Genomic DNA, 19649 nt, shown 5'->3' on the forward strand with positions numbered 1-19649 from the left:
TATTGCGATAGTTACTAAAAAAGAGGTTTAAAGTGTCTATTTTAGATGAGTGGGCTGAACGCCATATCGAAAAAGCGTTACAAAAAGGGGAACTTTCATCGCTAAAAGGTGAAGGGAAACCACTGATCCTTGATGATAATAGCCATGTTCCAGAATCACTTAGAGCAAGCTATCATTTATTAAAGAATGCTGGTTTTTTACCACCTGAAATGCAAGACAGAAAAGAAGCCTTATCTCTAGCGGAAATCCTAAGTACGTTAAATGAAATGGGAATAGAAGATGGAGCACTGCAAAAGCGTTTGGCATTACTTGAGTTAAAATTGCAACAAGCAGGTTTAGATACTCAATTTTTACATGCAGACTATGCCACACAACTAACAGAAAAATTGGTAAATCATAAAAAAGAAACCAGACAAAAATAATGAAATCTCAAAATAGAAAAAGCCTATACATCCCTGTATAAGCTTCAGTCATCGCAAAGAATTAACCTGCTGTTGGAGAATAGTATGTTGGTGAGCCAGGCCCTACTGGTAAGTTGAATACAAATACCCATAAGTAGAACAATAATGACCAACCAATTAAGAAAATAACGGAATATGGCAACATCATAGAAATCATGGTACCAATACCTGTATCTTTCTTATATTTTGTTGCGACTGCTAATATCAAACCAAAATAACTCATCATAGGTGTAATGATATTAGTGACAGAATCTCCTATTCGATATGCCGCTTGGATTGTCTCTGGAGCATAACCGGCAAGCATTAACATTGGTACAAAGATAGGTGCTGTCACAGCCCATTGTGCCGATGCTGAACCAATCATTAAGTTAATAAAAGCACAGATTAAGATAAAGCCTAAGAACAGCAACCCACTTGGCATATCAATACTATTAAGTAGCGCAGCACCTTTAACAGCTATTACCTGACCGATGTTTGTCCAACCAAAGAACGCAACAAACTGAGCCGCAAAGAAAATAATCACTAAATAAAGACCGAGCGTACTCATCGAATTCGCCATAGCATCAACGATGTCTTTATCTGTACGCATTGTCTTAGCAATCCATCCGTAGACAATACCCGGTATTGCAAAGAATAAGAAAATAAAGACCACAATAGATTTTAAGAAAGGAGAATTACCAATTAGCCCTGTTTCTTGGTTTCTCAATATGCCATTTTCAGGAACAACCGTTAGCGCCAAAATCATGCCCATCACAATAAATGTCCCTGTTGAAGCCCATAGTGCTTTCTTTTCTAGTGGCGTAACTTCAGCAGCATTCCTTAAATCATTTTCTTCATCATCAAGTTCGTTACCGTTATAAGGCCCTAGTTGAGGCTCAACGATTTTTTCCGTAATGAAGTAACCTAAGAAAGTAATAAGGAATGTACTGACAAACATAAAGTACCAGTTTGCTTCAGCACCAACGATATAGGTTGGATCTATAATACGCGCAGCTTGCTGTGTAATACCCGATAATAACGGATCTATCGTTCCTAAGAGTAAGTTAGCAGAATAACCACCTGAAACCCCTGCAAATGCGGCCGCTAAACCAGCAAGAGGATGTCGACCTAACGAATGGAAGATAATCGCTGATAACGGTATCAGTACCACATAACCTAATTCAGCCGCGGTATTAGACATAATACCGGCAAATACAATTGCCAATGTAGTCATCTTGCGAGGTGCTTTCATTACCACTAAACGCATCACCGCAGATAATAAACCTGCGCGTTCAGCAATACCGACACCTAATAACGCCACCAGCACCGTACCTAAAGGCGCAAATCCAGTAAAGTTTGTGACGATATTTGCCAATATACGACGAATACCATCCGCATCTAACAAACTAATAATATGGATATAGCCATCTTCTGCGCGTCCTTTGGCACCTTCTGGTCGGGGATCTTGTACCGTAACACCGAAGTATTCACCAACTGCCGAAGAGACAAGTAAAATAGCAATTAAAATAATAAATAAAATAACGGGATGGGGTAGCGCATTTCCTAGCCATTCCACTGTGCGTAGAAAGCGACTGCCTCCCTGTTTTTTTGTTTGCATCATTTATCCTTTTTATAAAAAAACAGAAAATGCACAGTACACAACCCTTTTTATTATGACTATCTGTTAATCCTATTTATAAATGCCTTATTTAAGATAAAAGCAAAAATAAAATTGTTAAATAAAATATTTTTTACCTTAATAAACAATCAATTAAAAATCAACTATACAATTACAAATAACTTACATTAAAATTAATTTATAATATCTAAAATTAAAAAATGTGCATAAGGTAACATTTTTTAACATTATTATGATTATTTATTAACCTTTTCTGATTGAAAATGCCTTCAATTAATAGTCAGAAACGATTAAACACTCAGATAAACCTGATAGTAACGGTTGTAATTACTATAAAAAGGAAAGTAATGACGAATAAATGGTCAGGATAGGTTAAAACTTTAGATTATTTGTAACATGGACAACTAATTTTGCAGTAGATATTGAACGTTCGACTATACGTAGAATGAAGAGTTGACGATCTGAGAAAAGAAAGAGAAAAATTACAAAAAAATCTTTAAAAGGACAATATCGTTGATATTTTAAAGATAAAAGGGCAATAATAAATTGCCCTTTTATCTATCACTTAATGAGAAAATATTTACTGATTAGAAGATAATATCTGGTGTGGTTTCCGCCATAAAATATATACACTTACTTGCATGTCTATCTTCAATTTCTTCTTCAACGTGAAAGCAATCTTCAAAAAACCAGTGAATTGGGGTTCTTAAATAGACAGCTAATGTCACAAGGTAGCTCAAATCTATTTTATTTAACCCGCGTTCATAACGTGAGAACTGTTGTTGGCTTATACCTAGTTTATCAGCAATGTGGCTGCCAGTATAACCAAGCTCTTTGCGTTTTTTCTGTATTCTTCTGCCAACTAATTCATTCACATTGATGTTTATAAGATCATAATCCATCATCACGTTTTCCAACTTCGTTTATATTAAGGCATTGCCAAAATTAATGTGCCTACTCCTGAAAATGAACCTGGAGCAACTCGACCATAAGGGCGTAATACAGAGCTAACGACTACAGGTGTTGCTCTCCCCGCAGGTACAAAAATTTTCTCACCAGTTTCACCAGGATTATTATTAAGATATAAATCCGCATATAGGCTACCGTCTGGACGTAATCTGACATTTGGACCATCGAGAGATGATGCATAAACAACAACGTATAAGTCTTTATTGCATGTCACCCGAATAGTTTGTGATCGTTTATTCTGTGTTGGGTCGCCCAATCTGTCTTCATCAATATCGCCATAATTAAGGTTGACAGAACCATCAATTATCTCGCAAGCCCCAGCTGGAGGAGGGGCAATACCACACATCGATCCTGGAAGTAATAATTTTGTTGTTCCAGTTTCATAGAATAAACCGACACACTCTTGAATTTCACTATTAGGTACCCCTGAATGGTGAGCTACAGCAGGTGATGTAGGAAAAGTTTGCACTCGCATAACCGCATCACGCAATTCCGCCATAGTGCGATATTTTTGCGCACCAGTTAAAATTATTCTTGTTGCAGCCCCGCCTTGCCCTGATGCATTATGTCGATGATTAATAGTAATTCTACAAGATGCGCCACCATAACAGGGATTCAATGTCATCGTTGTTTCAGGATCCCAACGTTGAATAATAAAAGTATAATTTGCAGAAGAAGGGGTAAGGACTTTAGATTCTGTAATATAAGAAAAAATAGAAGCCGTTGATGATGCAGAAAAAAGCATCATCACACTAAATAGACATAATGCTGATAAACGTTTTGGGGTAAACATATTAACCTCAATCGTAAAGATTAATCATAATTCAGATGGAATGTGGCTATTGCGCTAAAACGGCCTCGTTTTATTGATTCGTTTGCAATAGCATTGGGCTCTGCTTGTATAAATGCACGGAACCTTAAAATAGAATCTCCCGAATTTAAGGCAATATCGCTTGTTTCTTGATTAATCCGCAGTGGACTACCATCAGAGTTTTCTAAACCAATGGCAATACCTTCAGCTTGACTTCCTGTACTTAATGCAAGAAAACCTTGCCCAACCATTGCTTGATTTTCATTACCACTGAATGTCACTCTTACTTTTTTATTAATAGAAAGGTCACATTCTGATAAATGAATTTGAAAGGTTTGGCTATTTGTTCTACCCGCACCAATATAAAATGTTTTATCAGGCACATTGCCAAATTCAAGAGAAATGGTTTCATCACCCGGTTTTATCACGCAAGGTTCATCCACCAATGTGCCGTAAAGTCGCATATTATTTGGTGTCGCATTGGCTGTTGTCAGTGTTCCCATTAGTAGCGTTAACCCGCAAATAACAGGAAGCGATAATGCTTTAAGCTTCATTTTCACACTCCTATTGATATTCTGCGAGCAATGTTGCTGTTACTTCAAATGGGCCTTCCACTAATGTACTTCCCGGTTTTTTTACTGGAACAGCTTGAATAACAGGTGGTTTATCAGGTGAGATAACAAAACGCTCATTTAAGATAAAAGGCTCACCATTTCGAGTCATATGAATAGCTAAATCAGTAATATTGGTTTGTAATCCAGCATCATCAAATTGGCTTTTAGGGCCAATAATAGAAAGTCCCAGATCCCAGCCTTTTATATTTGGATCGCACTTTAATCTGTAATTCACGGGTTGAGTATAATTAATCCCATCAACTCTATGAATACCAACATTATGACCAAAATAAACTTCAATTAAGTTATTATTTTCAATCACACAAGGAGGTGGAATTAATAATGTTCCAAATAATTTCATATTCGGTTCATCCGCACTGACAAATAAAGGTGACATTACAAGTAATGTTGTCAGACAAACCTTTTTTAAATTAATAAGCATGTACTGACTCCTTACTGATATTCTACTCGAAGTGTTGCAGTAGCATAAAAATCACCACCTGTTAATAATGCAGAGTAATCACGAACAGGAATTGCCTCAAATTGAGGAAAGTTAGGATAAGTGAAATTCACTTCTTGCCCTAATCTCAATAATTTATTTTGGTAAAGAATACGTACCCCTAACCCTGTGATGTTTGTTGTCAAGGCATTTGAATCAAACCCAGTACCATTTCCAGAAATAGAGACTTTCATTGTATTTGTTGGCATTTTTCTACACTCAGCACTATAGGTAATAGGCTTTTTGTAATTAACACCATCAATACGCGTACTCATGACTTCACCAAAATCAACCTCAATTGTTTTCCCTCCATTGATAACACAAGGAGGTGGAGCGATAACGTTACCCGAGATATAGACATAAACTATCCCAGGTATAGCACTACCCGCTCTTGCTGTAGGTGGTATATTTGCAACAGCAGCTGAACTCAGGACACCAGTAAATGTTGTCATTAATAAAATCAACACTGCTTTGCTTGTGTTAAACCGCTGTTCCATATCCATAAATAAACCTATTAGTTTCCGATTGCTGTTTCTACAACCTTACACTCATTACCACTACAGCTAAATTTCAAACGAGGACGCCCACCGTAATCGTTGATATAACTTAATACGGGTGAGGCACCAAGTGTAGAGGCTTTCAAATTAAGATCCGCACTACTTTTTGGATCAACCATTAAAGGCATAAACCCAGTAATACTTTCACCTTTTAACCCTGTTAACCCATCGACAATTGTCACAAAGTAAGGCGTTGGATTGTTAACCTGATAGGTATCCCCTTTTTTCGTTAGGGTGATTTTTTCCTGCCACGGGTTTGTTAAATCTGTTTGTGTTGCATAAATCGCAGCAGGGCGATAAAACAATTTAATTCGTGTTTGTAATGCAATTTGCAGTACATTTGGTTTATCACTACGTGGTGGAATTTCACGTAAGTTAAAATAGAACACACTTTCCCTATCTTGAGGTAATTTAGCGACATCAGGTAATCCTTGTATTTTTATTTGGCTTTTATCACCTGGTTCAATACGCTGAATAGGTGGCAGAACGATTAATGGACTTTCCACTTTTTGCCCATTTACATCTTCCATCCAACCTTGTGCTAAATAAGGCAGATCTTTATTTTGATTACTGACATTAAGGCTAATTGATTTATCAGCTCCATTAAAAATGACACGAGTTCTATCCAATGCAATCGCAGCAATGGCTTGTTGAGTGAATACCATGCCAGTTAATAATGTGGTTGCTACAATGAATGAGCGCTTTAATAACATCATCTTTAATTACTCTTTTGTTTATAAAATCGTTTAATTTTTCCCTTCTCAACCTTCTGTTTTAACAAGCTGTGGTTGAGATGGTGATTCGGTTCTCTCTTCTGCTGGAGAAGATGTTGATGGAGTGGCTCCACAAGTTAATAATAGTGAAGAAATAAAAATACCTTCATCTAATTTAGGTACTTGTACTTCACACTGTTTTTTACCACTCCAACGTACGTCTAAAATATCACCTGAATTTATTCCACTGAGGTAAACATTACCGCTATCATTCACGATCCCTAGTTCTCGTCCTTTTTCTGTGGTAATGCTAGCGCCAAATGGTGGATAACTACCGTCTTTCAAGCGGACAATCGCCATTGCTTTTTGCCCTGAAATAACGTCAAACTCACGGTAACCTATTGCCCCTTCAGTCAGGGTTAATTGTTGAATTGAACGCACCGCATCAACATCATCAGGTAATTTATCTAAATCGATTGTTGCACTACTGCGATAGTAGTTATTAATATCTGGAAGTACTGCTTTACCAAAATAGTTAGTATGGCTCACAGCCCCTAAACTTCTAATTGGTACTCCTGCTACCCCATTAGTATCGACTAATAGACGTGCAGCTCCTGGCATTGCAGTACGGTGGAATGCCCCACCTTTAGATGTTAATGTTGCGCCGCCTTGTAGAGAAAGTGATGCTGAGGTATTTTCACCCTGAATATGACTCGCACTCGCTGTTACCAATGCTGTATCACCATAGCTCGTATAATAAGCATCAGCAGAAGGACGACCACTGCTACTTAAACCAGCACCTAAGCGATAGTTATTATTGTCATCAAGGCGGTCAAAATAACTCACATTATGCGAGTTACCATGCTTATTAATCACTGTGTTATAACTAATTGTCGCTTTATCGCTCCAAGGCATACTAACGTTTAGATAAACACCATCATCATTCTCGCCGTTAAATTTGTTGCGATATGCTGACAAGTTAAAGTTAATATTTTTAAACTTACCAATATCCATAAACTTAGATAAAGATAAGTTGTAGTAATCATTATCGGGCTTATTCCAATAAGTTTGATGGTTATAGTTAAGATAAGCACTCAAACCTATATCTGGGAATTGCTTACTTAATGTTATGGTGTAGAGCTCTTTATTATTATCACGGTTGTTACCACGATAACGACGATCTAAATACTGATCCATACTCATAAAGTCACGTTCTGAGAAGCGGTAACCGGCGAAAGTCACTTGACCATTAATCGCTTCAAAACGTTTTGAGTAACTAACCCGATAAGAACCACCATGATAATTCTTATCATCATTCGGAATTTTTGCCCATGAATGTGTAGCATCAAACGAAATAGCCCCGAGAGCCATCAAGTCACGACCAATACCTAAAGAAACAGAGTTATAATCTCCCGCAACTAATGAACCGCCATAAAGAGACCAACCATTACTTACTCCCCATGAAAATTCACCCATTGCAAACACGGGTCCTTCAGCCTTGTGATCCATATCCGAAGGTTTACCTGCCGATAGCTTATATTGCACTCGACCTGGGCGTGTTAAATAAGGAATACTTGCGGTATCCATTTGATACTCTTGTACCGAACCATCTTGTTCTTCAACACGAATATCTAACTTACCACTTACCGCATCATTAAGATTTTGTATACGGAAAGGCCCTGGCGCGACCTGAGTTTCGTAAATGACACGACCTTGCTGGCTAATCGTCACTTTTGCGTTAGATTTTGCAACACCAGTGACTTCAGGTGCATAACCTCTTAAATTAGGAGGCAACATTTGATCATCCGTTAATAAACTGATACCAGTAAAACGGAAGTTATCGAAAATATCAGAGCGTGAATAAGTCTCACCCATAACAAGGCGAGCACCCCACTGGGTTATTGCTCTATAAAGATAATATTGACTCCAATCCCAATTATTCTCAGTACTACCATTCACACCTGTTGTGTGTTGATAGTTTGCTTGCCAATCAGCACGAAAGCGCCAAACACCTAAGTTAGCACCCGCAGTACCGCTACCCGTAACTTGTTGTCTTTGTTTACCATTAGCAGGATCGGTCACATTAGCATTCAGGTTATAGTCAAAAATAAGTCCTGAAATGCCCTCATCCCAACGAGAAGGTGGATCCCAATCGTCGGTAGCATACTCAACATAGGCTTGAGGAATAGTAACAATAAAATTACCTGCACCTAAGTTAGTGCTTGTTGTCATGCCGGGTATTGATGACTCATCAAGACAGGCATCGCCATCTTTCCAAGTTACCGCCTTAAGCCACTCAGGTTTCAATGTAAATTGATTGACAAGTTCACGAGGAATACAAGGAATACTCGCTTTAGGATCATTTTCGGGAACAATATAATTAATGGTATAGAGATCAGGTAATTCATTATTGTTAACTTTAACAATAAATTCATACTTACCAGGCATAATATAGCCGGCACGAGAGAAGTCAGATAAATCAATATTTTGTTTATCTTTTAGATCAAGAATATCAGAGTTAAACTCGATATCACTGGCTGCAAATGCCATGCTAGGGGCGCTCGCCATACCAGCAATAATTAAATAGATCAGTGCTGCGACAGGTCGAATTGTATGCTGATTACTCTTTTTTTCTGCTTTTCTTGAAGCAGTTTTGAATGATTTAGCCATAAATAATCCAACCAATCCATTTAATAATATTCGAGTTTAAAACGCAGGGTTGCTTGATAATTACCTGCTCGTGGAATGTCGTTATTTCTAACAAGCCTTGCTTGATACAACAAAGACAACGATTTGGTATCGATATCCACAGGAGGTAAAGGCTTCCCTGGTGTTGCCAATCTTCCGTAACGGTCAGCAATGGCTAATGAAGCACCTTTAGCATCGCCGAAAAGTTGGAATAATCCGTTCTGTGCGGGGCCTTCAAAAGTAGCAATAAAACGAGGACGTTCAGCTTGTGTACCTTTTTGGTCAACAAGGGAACATTCTGTTAATCGAATAGAGAAATATTCAATAGGTCCTTGTCCTTCAACAGCTAAAGTTGGAATAGACACAGTACTTAAAGAGATAACTTGCTCTCGACTTCCTGCCGAGATAGTACATGTTGGCTCTAATATAGAACCTTGTAGACTAACCACTCCGAATCGCTGATGTGATTTTACATCTTGTTTTATGTCAGTCACTGCCATTACAGGTTTAACAAATAATCCCGTTGCAACAAGTAATAATAGTGGCACTATTTTGCGATTCATTGTTTTCTACTCCATAATGTAAACCATAAAATAAAGCTAAAGATGAAGCCCTATACATCCTTATACAGGGCTTAAAAACACATCTATTATTGGTAAGTTAATGCGAAAGTTGCGATCGCAGTAAAGTCACCAGGTACAGCTGCATCTGTTGCAGAACCTTGTAAGTAAGCAGCAAAGTTCAGATCATTTGAACCGTCACGAATAGTTTGAGCTTTTGTTGGTTCACCTAATTTAATTTGTGTACCACCCGCATCAGTAATAACAACTGCTGCATTTTTCGCTAAACCTTCGATACCTAAAGAGCCTGGCAGAATAGCCGCTGCTTCAGCACCAGTGAAGGTAGTTTGAACTGTTTTATAAGTTTCAGTAGAGCATTGCAGTAATTTAATTTTGAAAGTGTTAGAAACGCTACGGCCACCATCTTTCAGTGCATTTGCTGAAACTTGTCCTAGTGGAACACGTTGGTCACCTGAGTTAGGATCGATTGAACATGGAGCATCGATGATTGAACCCCAAAATTCTACAGTACCATGGCCTTGATCAGCAGCGAATGCAGAACCAGCAGCAACTGTTAAGCCTAAACCTAAAACTAAACCTAATTTATTTAATTTCATCTTTATGTTTCCTGAAAATATAAGAACGAAGATATTTAAAATAATAAAATTCAATATAAGCAAATTGCTTAAATGAATGACACGCTAAATAAAGTTTCTATATTTTGATAAATTTCATCTAGCCAATTTCATATTTAATTATGAAATTAGATAAAGGAACCGTATCAAGTTGGATATATTATTCGCTCGAGTTTTATTTAAGTCAAACCACCCCAATTTCATTAAACCTATTTTTATTAATTTACTGATATTAAGTGTATTTTTTACATTTTCATACAAAATATTACTTTTTGAAAATGCCCTAAATGGAATTTAAACCCAAGCAATTACTCCTAAAAAGAGATATATGAGATTTAAATTCTTCAATTTCTAAATTTAAAGTGAAAAGATCTAACTGTCTTTTTATGAATAAGAGTATTTGTCAATTAACTAACATTTTATTATTTGTTTATTTTAACCTTGTGTAACCAAAATTTTACACATTGAAACAAATCAATCCTAATACATTGATTTATAAGCAGATCAAAATAATGAATTTGTTAATTGATTTATTATCATTATTTACTCCCGTGCAGAAATCACACAGGAATAATCTTATAATGATAATCTTAAATTGAATTGAATATTGAGACATCAGCATCAATAATAGATAACTTATTGTATTTTATATATAAATTAATAATTACACCTTTTATAATTACGTATATTTATAATAAATAACATAAAAAGAGTAAAAGCATCATAACATATTGATTTATAATTAATTATATAAATAAGTCAGTCAAGAATAGAGTATTTTGATAATAATTTAACACTTAAACATGAGTATTTACACTTAGGAAATTGAGGTCAAAAAGCGAATTTTTTATACAAATTGCATTTTTTGATTAAGAACACTCCTATACGTTAACTAACTGATAATTCAAAAAAGAAATTCGTGTAATGCCCATTTTTTCCTCATAAAAACCTAAAAATCCAATCATTTGATTGAGAATAATTACGCCTTTTTTGGGTAAAAAATTTAATGTGTTTACTAAGAGCTACTTCAAACATTTAAATTATTTATTTATTGGATTATTGACTATTTTACGTATTGATACTAATTTTATTATTAGCTTATTCATATTATTAACTTCCCACAGAATCCACACATTTTTATCCAAATAGAAACACAATAAAACACATTCTGTTTACATTATACTTATATCAATTTAACATTACTCATTTAATATGTATAAATATTAGTCGTTATTACTTGTTTTTTAATTATCAAATCTTTTTCAATAAGAATATTGTAATTTTTTATCTTTACGATAAATTAGGAATAGTTTTATATTATCTGAATAAATTTAACTCATTTTCGAATAGTTAATTAATCTAAAGAAGTAAGTTTTAAGGTATATATTGAAAATATATCTTTTATCGACTAAATAATAATAAGTTAATAATTTAAATAAAAATAGAGAATTTCATTAATATTATTTAATTATTCAACTCACCACCTCTTAATAAGAATATCATTATTAGAAGCTCTTTATTTAATAAATTAAGTTAGCTTTATTTATCTTTTTCATGATGTAATAAAAAAAAGACATGTTTAACCTAATAGAAGCCTACATTTGTAAGATACTCGCTTTAAGAGTATTCCGATCCCGCTTTTCAAGAAAAATGCGTGTTTTAGATAATTATTATCGTCATAAAATGACAACTTTGCTTTTATGAACAATTTTCACCTTTTATAAAAGAGTAAAAATTGATTATCCATGCTTTCCTTTTTGCTGATCACACTATCAATAACTCGAGTTTGGCTAACGGCACTTAGCTTTTTTAGCATAAAAAAAGGGCAGGGTTTCCCCTGCCTTACCAATTTGGTAATCAATCAAAGAAAAAGCATACGCTCTAAAACACCAAGTTTGAGTTCCTTTTAGCGATATGCATTAGTATAAAAAAACATCAGGCATCGCTTCAGCAGTGATGCTACTGCGTTTATCAATTCGCTGATTTTCAGATGAAGATTTCGAGGTAAAGCAGTCTTCGAAAAACCAATAAATAGGAGTATTCAAGTAATTCGCTAACAAAACGAGGTAACTTAAATCTATTTTATTCATTCCTCTCTCATAGCGAGAAAATTGCTGTTGGCTTACACCTATTTTTTCAGCAATCTGCACACCGGTATAACCTAATTCTTTACGTTTTTTCTGAATTCTCTTGCCAACTAATGCATTAACATCAATATCTGTAAAATCGTAATTCATCATAATATTCACCCATTATCATGATTAAGGCATCGTTAAAATAATTGAACCTGAACCAGAGAAATAGCCCGGTGCAACGCGACCATTGGTATGTAAAACTGATTTAACCTCTACGGGTATCGTTCCATTTTTAGGAACATCAATGACAGACCCCTTTTCTCCCGGGTGTCCATCAAGAAATAAATCGGCATAGAGACTGTTATCTGCTCGTAATGGCACTCGTCCACTATCTGAACCTGATGCAATAACCAGAACTTTCATTGCCAAGTTACAAGTCACATTAATATTTTGAGCGCGTTCCGCATTTTCCAAACTCACTTCATCAATATCGCCATAATTTAGGTTTACAGCTCCTTCTGTTATTTTGCAGGCACCTACTGGTGGCGGCGCGATACCACATAGTGATCCTGGTAATAAACGTCCATTTGGAGACCAACCTCCTTCCTTAGATTCATAAAATAGTCCAACACACTCTTGATTTGAGGTTAACGGATCACCATCGTGTCTTGCCGTTCCTTGTATTGGAAAACTTTCAACTTTCATTACTGCTTCACGAACCCCTGCTAAATACCGTTCCTTTTCAACACGAACAATACTTCTTACTGCCGACCCCGGAGAACCATTAGCATCATGTTTATGGTTAATGGTTATCCAGCATTTACTCCAGCCATAACAAGGATTGGGAGTATAAGGATCTTCAGGATCCCAACGCTGAATAACATAGGTATAAGTGGCGTGAGCTGGCTCACCTTCAGAATGTGTAATATAAGAAAAGATAGATGCCATCGTAGGTGCTGAAAACAGCAAACCTATTGCAATACATAAAGCCGGAAGTCGCTTTAATATGGACATATAAAACCTCAACCCTAATAATTAGTCATAATTCAAATGGAATGTGGCTATTGCGCTAAACGGGCCGCGTTTAATGGACTGGTTAGCAATCGCATCCGGCTCCCCTTGAATAAAGGCATAAAAATTTAAAATCGTGTCATCTGCATTTAATGACATTTTGTCTGTTTCTTTATTAACAGGTAGCGCATTTCCATTTTCGGATTCCAGTCCAACAGCAATACCTGCAGCTTGACTGCTTGGGCTGATCGCTAAAAAACCTTGTCCTGCCATGGCTTGATTTTCATCGCCTTTAAAGGTGATTTTGACGCTTTTACCAATCGTTAAGTCACATTCAGACAAGCGTATTTGAAACAACTTGCTTGGTGTTCTTTGATACGCATAAAGGTTTTTGTCCGGAATATTGCCAAAATCTAACTCAACGGTTTCGTCTCCGGGCTTTATGGTGCAAGGCTCATCGACCAATATGCCGTGAAAGCGCATATTGTCTGGTGCAGAGAAAGCGGTTGATGTTAATCCCATAAATGTGGCCAGACTCAATACGAACGGGATCGATAATCTTGTTATATTCATCAATACGCTCCTATTGGTATTCAGCAAGCAGTGTTGCTGAAACTTCAAATGCACCTTCAGGTAAAGTGCTACCCGGTCTTTTAACGGGTACGGCTTGGATCACGGGTGGATTATCGGGTGATATCGCAATACGCTCGTTTAATTTAAAAGGCTTACCATCTTGCGTGAGATGAATACCTAAATCAGGAATATTGGTTTGTAGCGCAGCTTCATCAAACTGTGTTTTAGGGCCAATAATAGAAAGCCCTAAATCCCAACCTTTTAAATTTGGATCACAGACCAATCGATAATTCACTGATTCGGTGTAGTTAATGCCATCTACTTTATGAATACCTACATTGTGCCCAAAATAGACATCAATCAGTTCGTTGTTACTGATGACACAAGGTGGTGGCACTAATAAGGTGCCAAACAATTTCATATTAGGTGCGTCTGCACTCATGACAGAATAAGAATTCAGTAATGCAATCAGACACATGTACTTTAATTTATTCATCTTCTGACCTCTTACTGATAATCCACATGCAGTGTGCCACTTGCGACAAAATCGCCACCCACTAAGGTTTCATTCTGATCACGAACAGGAATAGCTTCTAATTCAGGTAAATTGGGATAGGTAAAATTCACCGCTTTGCCTAAATCTAATAAGTTTCCTTGATACAGAATACGTACCCCCAATCCTGTAATATTTGTTTGTAGCGCATTTGAATCGAAGCCAGTTGCGCTACCCGTAACATAGACTTTCATCGCATTGGTTGGCATTTTTTGGCAAGTCGCGGTGTAGTGGATAGGCTCTTTATAGCGAACACCATCAATACGTGTACTCATCACCTCACCAAAATTAACTTCGATCATTTTGCCGTCATTAATTAAGCAAGGCGGTGGCGCAATGACATTCCCTGAAATATTGATATAAACAATTCCTGGAATAATGTCTTTCACCGCTCTCGCGGGTAAATTCGCAACAGCAGTAAAACTTAGGCCTCCAGTAAACGTTGCCAAAATAAGAATCAACACTGCTTTGCTTAGGCTAAACCGCTGTTCCATTTTCATAAAATAGACCTATTTAGTTTCCTGCTGATGTTTCTGCAACTTTGCATTCATTGCCATTACAGGCGAATTTCATCTGTGGGCGTCCACCGTAGTCATTGATGTAACTGAGTACAGGTGATGCGCCAAACGCAGAAATATGCAGATTTATCGTTCCTGTACTTCTAGGGGCAATCATGATCGGTTCAAAACCATCTAGGCTTTTTCCTTGTAATCCTGTTAGCCCATCCACTAATGTCACGTAATAAGGTGTTGGGTTATTCACTTCATAACGATCACCTTTCTTTATTAAGGTGATTTTTTCCTGCCAAGGATGAGTGAGATCTGTTTGTGTGGCGTAAATTGATGCTGGGCGATAAAACAGTTTAATTCGTGTTTGTAATGCAATTTGCAACACGTTAGGTTTATCACTACGAGGTGGAATTTCACGCAAGTTAAAATAGAAAACGCTTTCTCTATCTTGTGGTAACTTGGCAATATCTGGTAATGATTGCACTTTTACTTGGCTTTTATCACCCGGCTCAATACGCTGAATTGGAGGTAAAACTAATAATGGGCTGTCAATACGTTCTCCATTTTCATTTTCCATCCAGCCCTGAGCCAAGTAAGGTAGCTCTTTGTTTTGATTGCTGACATTTAAGCTAATAGATTTATCTGCACCATTAAAAATGACACGTGTTCTATCTAAAGCAATCGCAGCAAGGGCTTGACTAGTAAAGACCATTCCAGTCAATAAAGTGGTTGTTGCAATGAATAAGCGCTTTGATAACATCATTTTGAATTACTCTTTTTGTCTGAAATTATTTTTATCTTTCCCTTCTTTCCTAACCTTATTGTGTAATCAGTTGAGGTTTAGGTAAGGGCTCTGTTCTTTGATTGATTGTCGAAGGTGTTGCGTCTCCATCACTACAAGTCAGTAATAAAGAAGACATAAATAATCCTTCAACTAATGTTGGAATACGGACTTTGCACTGCTCTTGACCATTCCAACGCACACTCAATACATCATCACTATTAATCCCCGTCAGATAGACATTCCCACCATCATTGACAATACCGAGTTCGCGTCCTTTCTCAGTTGTGACACTGGCACCAAATGGGGGATAAGTTCCGTCTTGTAAGCGAATGACAGCCATGGCTTTTTGTCCCGATACCACATCAAAGTGGCGGTAGCCTATTGCACCTTCTGTTAGGGTTAATTGTTGAATTGAGCGTAATGCTTCAGCATTATCTGGCATCTGATCAAGGTCGATGCTGGCACTACTGCGGTAATAATCATTGATATCAGGCAGTACCGCTTTACCAAAAGCATTGGTACGAGTAATCGCGCCAATACTTTTCACTGGTACATCAGAAATACCATCTGTATCAACCAATAAACGTGTACTACCAGTACGACTTGTACGGTGTAATGCACCACCTTTTGGTGTTAATGTTGCTCCACCTTGTAGTGATAATGTGGCTGATGTGTATTCGCCATTAATATGGCTCGCACTGGCAGTGACCAATGCAGCATCAGCATAATGCATGAGATAGGCATCTGCGGATGGTTTACCGTTACTGCTTAAACCAGCACCAACACGATAGCTACTATTGTCATCAATACGATCGTAATAACTGACATTATGTGAATTACCGTGCTTATTAATCACAGTGTTGTAGCTAATGGTCGCGCGATCGCTCCAAGGCATACTGACATTCATATAAACGCCATTATCATTGGTGCCATTAAATTTATTGCGAAACGCCGACAAACTGAGATTGATATTTTTAAAGCTACCAATATCCATCGTTTTGGCTAACGATAGGTTATAGTTATCATTATTAGGTTTATTCCAATAAGTCTGATGACTATAGTTTAAGTAAGCACTCAACCCCCATTCAGGGAACTGCTTACTAAACATAATGGTATAAAGCTCTTTATTGTTATCTTCTTCACCACCACGATAACGGCGATCTAAATATTGATTCATACTCATAAAGTCACGTTCGGAGAATCGATAGCCGGCGAATGTCACTTGGCTATTTATTTGTTCAAAACGTTTTGAGTAACTGACGCGATAAGAGCCCCCGTGATAACGCTTGTCATCACTTGGAATTTTTGCCCAAGAATGTGTCGCATCAAAAGAGATAGCACCCAGTGCCATTAGGTCACGACCAATACCGGCAGAAACCGAGTTATAATCGCCCGATACTAATGAACCGCCATAAAGTGACCAACCGTTACTGATCCCCCACGAGAATTCACCCATACCAAAAATAGGGCCTTCCGTATTGCGGTTCATATCCGACGGTTTACCCGCAGATAATTTATATTGCACTCGCCCCGGGCGTGTTAAATAAGGAATACTTGCAGTATCCATTTGGAATTCTTGAACAGATCCGTCTTGCTCTTCAACACGTACATCTAATTTGCCACTCACTGCATCATTGATGTCTTGAATACGAAACGGTCCCGGAGCGACCTGAGTTTCATAGATCACACGACCTTGCTGGCTAATCGTTACTTTCGCATTGGTTTTTGCTACTCCCGTTACTTCAGGGGCATATCCCCTTAAGTTAGGCGGTAGCATATTGTCATCCGTAGACAAGTTAACCCCAGTAAAACGGAAGTTATCGAAAATATCAGAGCGTGAATAAGTCTCCCCCATTACAAGGCGAGCCCCTAATTGCGTAATTGCTCTATAAAGATAAAGTTGGTTCCATTTCCAACTATTTTCAGTGCTATCAGGAAGACCCGTTGTATGCTGATAACTTGCTTGCCAATCGGCACGGAAACGCCAAACACCAAGGTTTGCTCCCACGGTTCCTAAACCTGTAACTTGTTGGCGCTGTTTCCCTTTAGCGGGATCGGTCACGTTAGCATTGACGTTATAGTCAAAAAGCACACCTGAGATACCGTGATCCCAACGAGAAGGTGGGTCCCAGTTTGGTGCTGAATATTCAAGATACGCTTGAGGAATAGTAAGTATAAGATTACCATTTCCCAGACTAGCATTTACCGTCATTCCGGGAATGGAAGAGATATCAAGACAGCTTCCGTCATCTTGATATTTAACTTTTTCAGCCCATTCTGGTTTGAGCCCTATTTGGTGGATCAATTCAGGCGGTAAGCAAGCCTCACTACCTTTAGGATCATTAGCTGGCACAACATAGTTAATGTTATAAAGTTCAGGGAGTTCATTATTATTCACACGAACAACAAACTCATATCGGCCGGGCATAATATAGCCAGCGCGAGAGAAATCTGATAAGTCGATATTTTGCTTATCTTTTAGATCCAAAATATCGGCATTAAATTCAATATTACTATTTGCTAAAGCTGAACTTGAAATACTGGAAGCGCCAGTAAGAATTAAATAGATCAGTACAGCAACAGGCCGAATAGTATGTTGTTTTTTCTTTTTTTCCGTCCCTAAACCAACGGTTTTGAATGTTCTAACCATAAGTTATCCAACCCGATCCATTTAATAGTATTCCAGCTTAAATCGCAGCGTTGTTCGGTAATTTCCAGCTTTGGGTATTTCGTTATTTTTGACTATTCGCGCTTGGTAAAGTAATGCCATTGATTTAGAGTCAATGCCAACAGGGGGTAATGGCTTACCCGGAATTGCTCGCCTGCCATAACGATCAGCTATCGCTAATGACGCACCTCTCGCTTCACCAGTGAGTGCAAAATTACCATTCTCGTTAGAGGGACCTTCAAACGTTGCAATAAAACGAGGGTTGTCCGCTTCCTGACCTTTTTGTTCAATTAGCGTACATTCCGTTAATCTGATAGAAAAATACTCAATGGGTCCTTGCCCTTCAGTCACTAGCATCGGAATAGAAACCATTGTCAGTGGAATAACTTGTTCACCACTTCCCGCTGCAATCGTGCAAGATGGTTCTAAGATCGAGCCTGAAAGATTAAGTACCCCAAATCGCTGATGCATGTTTTTATCTTGTTTTACATCACTTGCTACTGCTGTTGTTGTCAGTAAGCTGGCAATAAAGCATAGCCATAGTGGTGTCATCTTGCGATTCATATTTTTCTCCGTAAGAAAAAAATCGTTAAAAATAGACACAGGGAAAAAAGCCCTGTACATCCCTGTACAGAACTTATTTTTTCTTACTGATAAGTCAGTGCGAAAGTTGCGATTGCAGTGAAGTCACCAGGAACAGCAGCTTCTGCAGAAGAACCTTGTAAGTAAGCAGCAAAGTTCAGATCGTTATTACCGTCACGTAATGTTTGAGCAGCACTTGGTGTGCCTAATTTGATTTGTTTACCACCCGCATCGGTGATAACAACAGCAGCATTTTTAGCAATACCTTCAATACCTAAAGAACCTGCTAAGATGTCTGCATCTTCAGAACCAGTGAAGGTTGTTTGAACAGTTTTATAAGTTTCTGTTGTGCAATTCTCTAAAGTAATTTTAAAATCACGAGAATTACTACGACCGCCATCTTTTAATGAAGCAGTAGAAATTTGACCTAATGGAACAGTTTGATTTTCTGAATCGGGATGAATAGAACAAGGTGCATCAATAATTGAACCAACAAATTTAACTGTACCGTGACCTTGATCAGCGGCGAATGCAGAACCTGCAGCAACAGATAAACCTAAGCCAAGAACTAACGCTAATTTATTTAATTTCATCTTTTTGTTTCCTAAAATATAAAGGACGAAGACATCAAAAATAATAAATTCACTAGGAATAAATAATTCCTAATTGAATGACTCACTTATTGAGTTTTTGAATTTTGGTATATCAATGCCCGTCCTAAACGAAGTTAAATATCGTTAGAAACAAAACAAAATACACCAAATTGTTT

At 37.4% G+C, this 19649-nt stretch carries 20 protein-coding genes; 1 reads left to right on the forward strand and 19 read right to left on the reverse strand.

Features of this window, described 5'->3' with window-relative positions:
• Window positions 1–32: 32 nt before the first annotated feature.
• On the forward strand, window positions 33–422 hold the full coding sequence (locus C0T34_RS15990; RefSeq protein ID WP_098943987.1) for a DUF1992 domain-containing protein: 390 nt from the start codon (window positions 33–35) through the stop codon (window positions 420–422).
• 61 nt (window positions 423–483) lie between these two features.
• On the opposite strand, the gene C0T34_RS15995 is transcribed toward C0T34_RS15990, so the two are convergent.
• From C0T34_RS15995 to C0T34_RS16085, 19 genes are all read right to left on the reverse strand, one after another.
• A complete protein-coding gene (locus tag C0T34_RS15995; protein ID WP_098943988.1) occupies window positions 484–2058 on the reverse strand; it encodes an AbgT family antimetabolite efflux transporter in 1575 nt (524 codons plus the stop codon).
• Between the two features lie 608 nt (window positions 2059–2666).
• Entirely contained in the window at window positions 2667–2984 is a 318-nt protein-coding gene (locus C0T34_RS16000; protein ID WP_098943989.1) for a helix-turn-helix transcriptional regulator, read from the reverse strand.
• 23 nt (window positions 2985–3007) lie between these two features.
• The gene (locus tag C0T34_RS16005; RefSeq protein WP_098943990.1) at window positions 3008–3841 is read right to left on the reverse strand and encodes an adhesin; all 834 of its coding nucleotides are present in this window, start codon (window positions 3839–3841) and stop codon (window positions 3008–3010) included.
• A 20-nt stretch (window positions 3842–3861) separates the two neighbouring features.
• Window positions 3862–4413 (reverse strand): fimbrial protein, encoded by a 552-nt coding sequence (locus tag C0T34_RS16010; protein ID WP_098943991.1) that lies wholly within the window; start codon window positions 4411–4413, stop codon window positions 3862–3864.
• A 10-nt stretch (window positions 4414–4423) separates the two neighbouring features.
• Entirely contained in the window at window positions 4424–4915 is a 492-nt protein-coding gene (locus C0T34_RS16015; protein ID WP_098943992.1) for a fimbrial protein, read from the reverse strand.
• 11 nt (window positions 4916–4926) lie between these two features.
• Window positions 4927–5475, reverse strand: coding sequence for a fimbrial protein (locus C0T34_RS16020; RefSeq protein ID WP_098943993.1), 549 nt, complete (start codon window positions 5473–5475; stop codon window positions 4927–4929).
• Window positions 5476–5486: 11 nt separating this feature from the next.
• Window positions 5487–6245 carry a fimbria/pilus periplasmic chaperone gene (locus C0T34_RS16025; protein ID WP_098943994.1) on the reverse strand — a complete coding sequence of 253 codons (759 nt, stop codon included), beginning with the start codon at window positions 6243–6245 and terminating at the stop codon, window positions 5487–5489.
• A gap of 45 nt (window positions 6246–6290) precedes the next feature.
• A complete protein-coding gene (locus tag C0T34_RS16030) occupies window positions 6291–8912 on the reverse strand; it encodes an outer membrane usher protein (protein ID WP_098943995.1) in 2622 nt (873 codons plus the stop codon).
• Between the two features lie 20 nt (window positions 8913–8932).
• Window positions 8933–9493 carry a fimbrial protein gene (locus tag C0T34_RS16035; RefSeq protein WP_098943996.1) on the reverse strand — a complete coding sequence of 187 codons (561 nt, stop codon included), beginning with the start codon at window positions 9491–9493 and terminating at the stop codon, window positions 8933–8935.
• An 86-nt stretch (window positions 9494–9579) separates the two neighbouring features.
• Complete coding sequence (locus C0T34_RS16040; protein WP_109373867.1) at window positions 9580–10107, reverse strand: fimbrial protein; 528 nt, start codon at window positions 10105–10107, stop codon at window positions 9580–9582.
• 1937 nt (window positions 10108–12044) lie between these two features.
• Window positions 12045–12365: a helix-turn-helix transcriptional regulator gene (locus tag C0T34_RS16045; protein WP_088493554.1), complete on the reverse strand. Its 321-nt coding sequence runs from the start codon at window positions 12363–12365 to the stop codon at window positions 12045–12047.
• A gap of 21 nt (window positions 12366–12386) precedes the next feature.
• Entirely contained in the window at window positions 12387–13214 is an 828-nt protein-coding gene (locus tag C0T34_RS16050) for an adhesin (protein WP_109850455.1), read from the reverse strand.
• Between the two features lie 21 nt (window positions 13215–13235).
• A complete protein-coding gene (locus C0T34_RS16055) occupies window positions 13236–13784 on the reverse strand; it encodes a fimbrial protein (protein WP_109419554.1) in 549 nt (182 codons plus the stop codon).
• 10 nt (window positions 13785–13794) lie between these two features.
• Window positions 13795–14280 (reverse strand): fimbrial protein, encoded by a 486-nt coding sequence (locus C0T34_RS16060; protein ID WP_023581062.1) that lies wholly within the window; start codon window positions 14278–14280, stop codon window positions 13795–13797.
• Between the two features lie 11 nt (window positions 14281–14291).
• The gene (locus tag C0T34_RS16065; RefSeq protein WP_098944000.1) at window positions 14292–14837 is read right to left on the reverse strand and encodes a fimbrial protein; all 546 of its coding nucleotides are present in this window, start codon (window positions 14835–14837) and stop codon (window positions 14292–14294) included.
• 13 nt (window positions 14838–14850) lie between these two features.
• Entirely contained in the window at window positions 14851–15609 is a 759-nt protein-coding gene (locus tag C0T34_RS16070; protein ID WP_109850456.1) for a fimbria/pilus periplasmic chaperone, read from the reverse strand.
• A 55-nt stretch (window positions 15610–15664) separates the two neighbouring features.
• A complete protein-coding gene (locus C0T34_RS16075; protein WP_109850457.1) occupies window positions 15665–18280 on the reverse strand; it encodes an outer membrane usher protein in 2616 nt (871 codons plus the stop codon).
• Window positions 18281–18301: 21 nt separating this feature from the next.
• Window positions 18302–18862 carry a fimbrial protein gene (locus C0T34_RS16080; RefSeq protein ID WP_109850458.1) on the reverse strand — a complete coding sequence of 187 codons (561 nt, stop codon included), beginning with the start codon at window positions 18860–18862 and terminating at the stop codon, window positions 18302–18304.
• A gap of 83 nt (window positions 18863–18945) precedes the next feature.
• Window positions 18946–19473: a fimbrial protein gene (locus C0T34_RS16085; protein ID WP_023581066.1), complete on the reverse strand. Its 528-nt coding sequence runs from the start codon at window positions 19471–19473 to the stop codon at window positions 18946–18948.
• Window positions 19474–19649: the final 176 nt, after the last annotated feature.

Origin of the sequence: Proteus sp. CA142267, assembly GCF_003336825.1 — a bacterium.
GTDB classification, from domain to species: Bacteria; Pseudomonadota; Gammaproteobacteria; order Enterobacterales; family Enterobacteriaceae; genus Proteus; species Proteus terrae.

What these genes read in the sequence shown, in the direction of transcription:
- C0T34_RS15995 (WP_098943988.1), bottom strand. Translation starts at nt 2,058, where the DNA reads ATGCAAACAAAAAAACAGGGAGGCAGTCGCTTTCTACGCACAGTGGAA.
- C0T34_RS16000 (WP_098943989.1), bottom strand. Translation starts at nt 2,984, where the DNA reads ATGATGGATTATGATCTTATAAACATCAATGTGAATGAATTAGTTGGC.
- C0T34_RS16005 (WP_098943990.1), bottom strand. Translation starts at nt 3,841, where the DNA reads ATGTTTACCCCAAAACGTTTATCAGCATTATGTCTATTTAGTGTGATG.
- C0T34_RS16010 (WP_098943991.1), bottom strand. Translation starts at nt 4,413, where the DNA reads ATGAAGCTTAAAGCATTATCGCTTCCTGTTATTTGCGGGTTAACGCTA.
- C0T34_RS16015 (WP_098943992.1), bottom strand. Translation starts at nt 4,915, where the DNA reads ATGCTTATTAATTTAAAAAAGGTTTGTCTGACAACATTACTTGTAATG.
- C0T34_RS16020 (WP_098943993.1), bottom strand. Translation starts at nt 5,475, where the DNA reads ATGGATATGGAACAGCGGTTTAACACAAGCAAAGCAGTGTTGATTTTA.
- C0T34_RS16025 (WP_098943994.1), bottom strand. Translation starts at nt 6,245, where the DNA reads ATGATGTTATTAAAGCGCTCATTCATTGTAGCAACCACATTATTAACT.
- C0T34_RS16030 (WP_098943995.1), bottom strand. Translation starts at nt 8,912, where the DNA reads ATGGCTAAATCATTCAAAACTGCTTCAAGAAAAGCAGAAAAAAAGAGT.
- C0T34_RS16035 (WP_098943996.1), bottom strand. Translation starts at nt 9,493, where the DNA reads ATGAATCGCAAAATAGTGCCACTATTATTACTTGTTGCAACGGGATTA.
- C0T34_RS16040 (WP_109373867.1), bottom strand. Translation starts at nt 10,107, where the DNA reads ATGAAATTAAATAAATTAGGTTTAGTTTTAGGTTTAGGCTTAACAGTT.
- C0T34_RS16045 (WP_088493554.1), bottom strand. Translation starts at nt 12,365, where the DNA reads ATGATGAATTACGATTTTACAGATATTGATGTTAATGCATTAGTTGGC.
- C0T34_RS16050 (WP_109850455.1), bottom strand. Translation starts at nt 13,214, where the DNA reads ATGTCCATATTAAAGCGACTTCCGGCTTTATGTATTGCAATAGGTTTG.
- C0T34_RS16055 (WP_109419554.1), bottom strand. Translation starts at nt 13,784, where the DNA reads ATGAATATAACAAGATTATCGATCCCGTTCGTATTGAGTCTGGCCACA.
- C0T34_RS16060 (WP_023581062.1), bottom strand. Translation starts at nt 14,280, where the DNA reads ATGAATAAATTAAAGTACATGTGTCTGATTGCATTACTGAATTCTTAT.
- C0T34_RS16065 (WP_098944000.1), bottom strand. Translation starts at nt 14,837, where the DNA reads ATGAAAATGGAACAGCGGTTTAGCCTAAGCAAAGCAGTGTTGATTCTT.
- C0T34_RS16070 (WP_109850456.1), bottom strand. Translation starts at nt 15,609, where the DNA reads ATGATGTTATCAAAGCGCTTATTCATTGCAACAACCACTTTATTGACT.
- C0T34_RS16075 (WP_109850457.1), bottom strand. Translation starts at nt 18,280, where the DNA reads ATGGTTAGAACATTCAAAACCGTTGGTTTAGGGACGGAAAAAAAGAAA.
- C0T34_RS16080 (WP_109850458.1), bottom strand. Translation starts at nt 18,862, where the DNA reads ATGAATCGCAAGATGACACCACTATGGCTATGCTTTATTGCCAGCTTA.
- C0T34_RS16085 (WP_023581066.1), bottom strand. Translation starts at nt 19,473, where the DNA reads ATGAAATTAAATAAATTAGCGTTAGTTCTTGGCTTAGGTTTATCTGTT.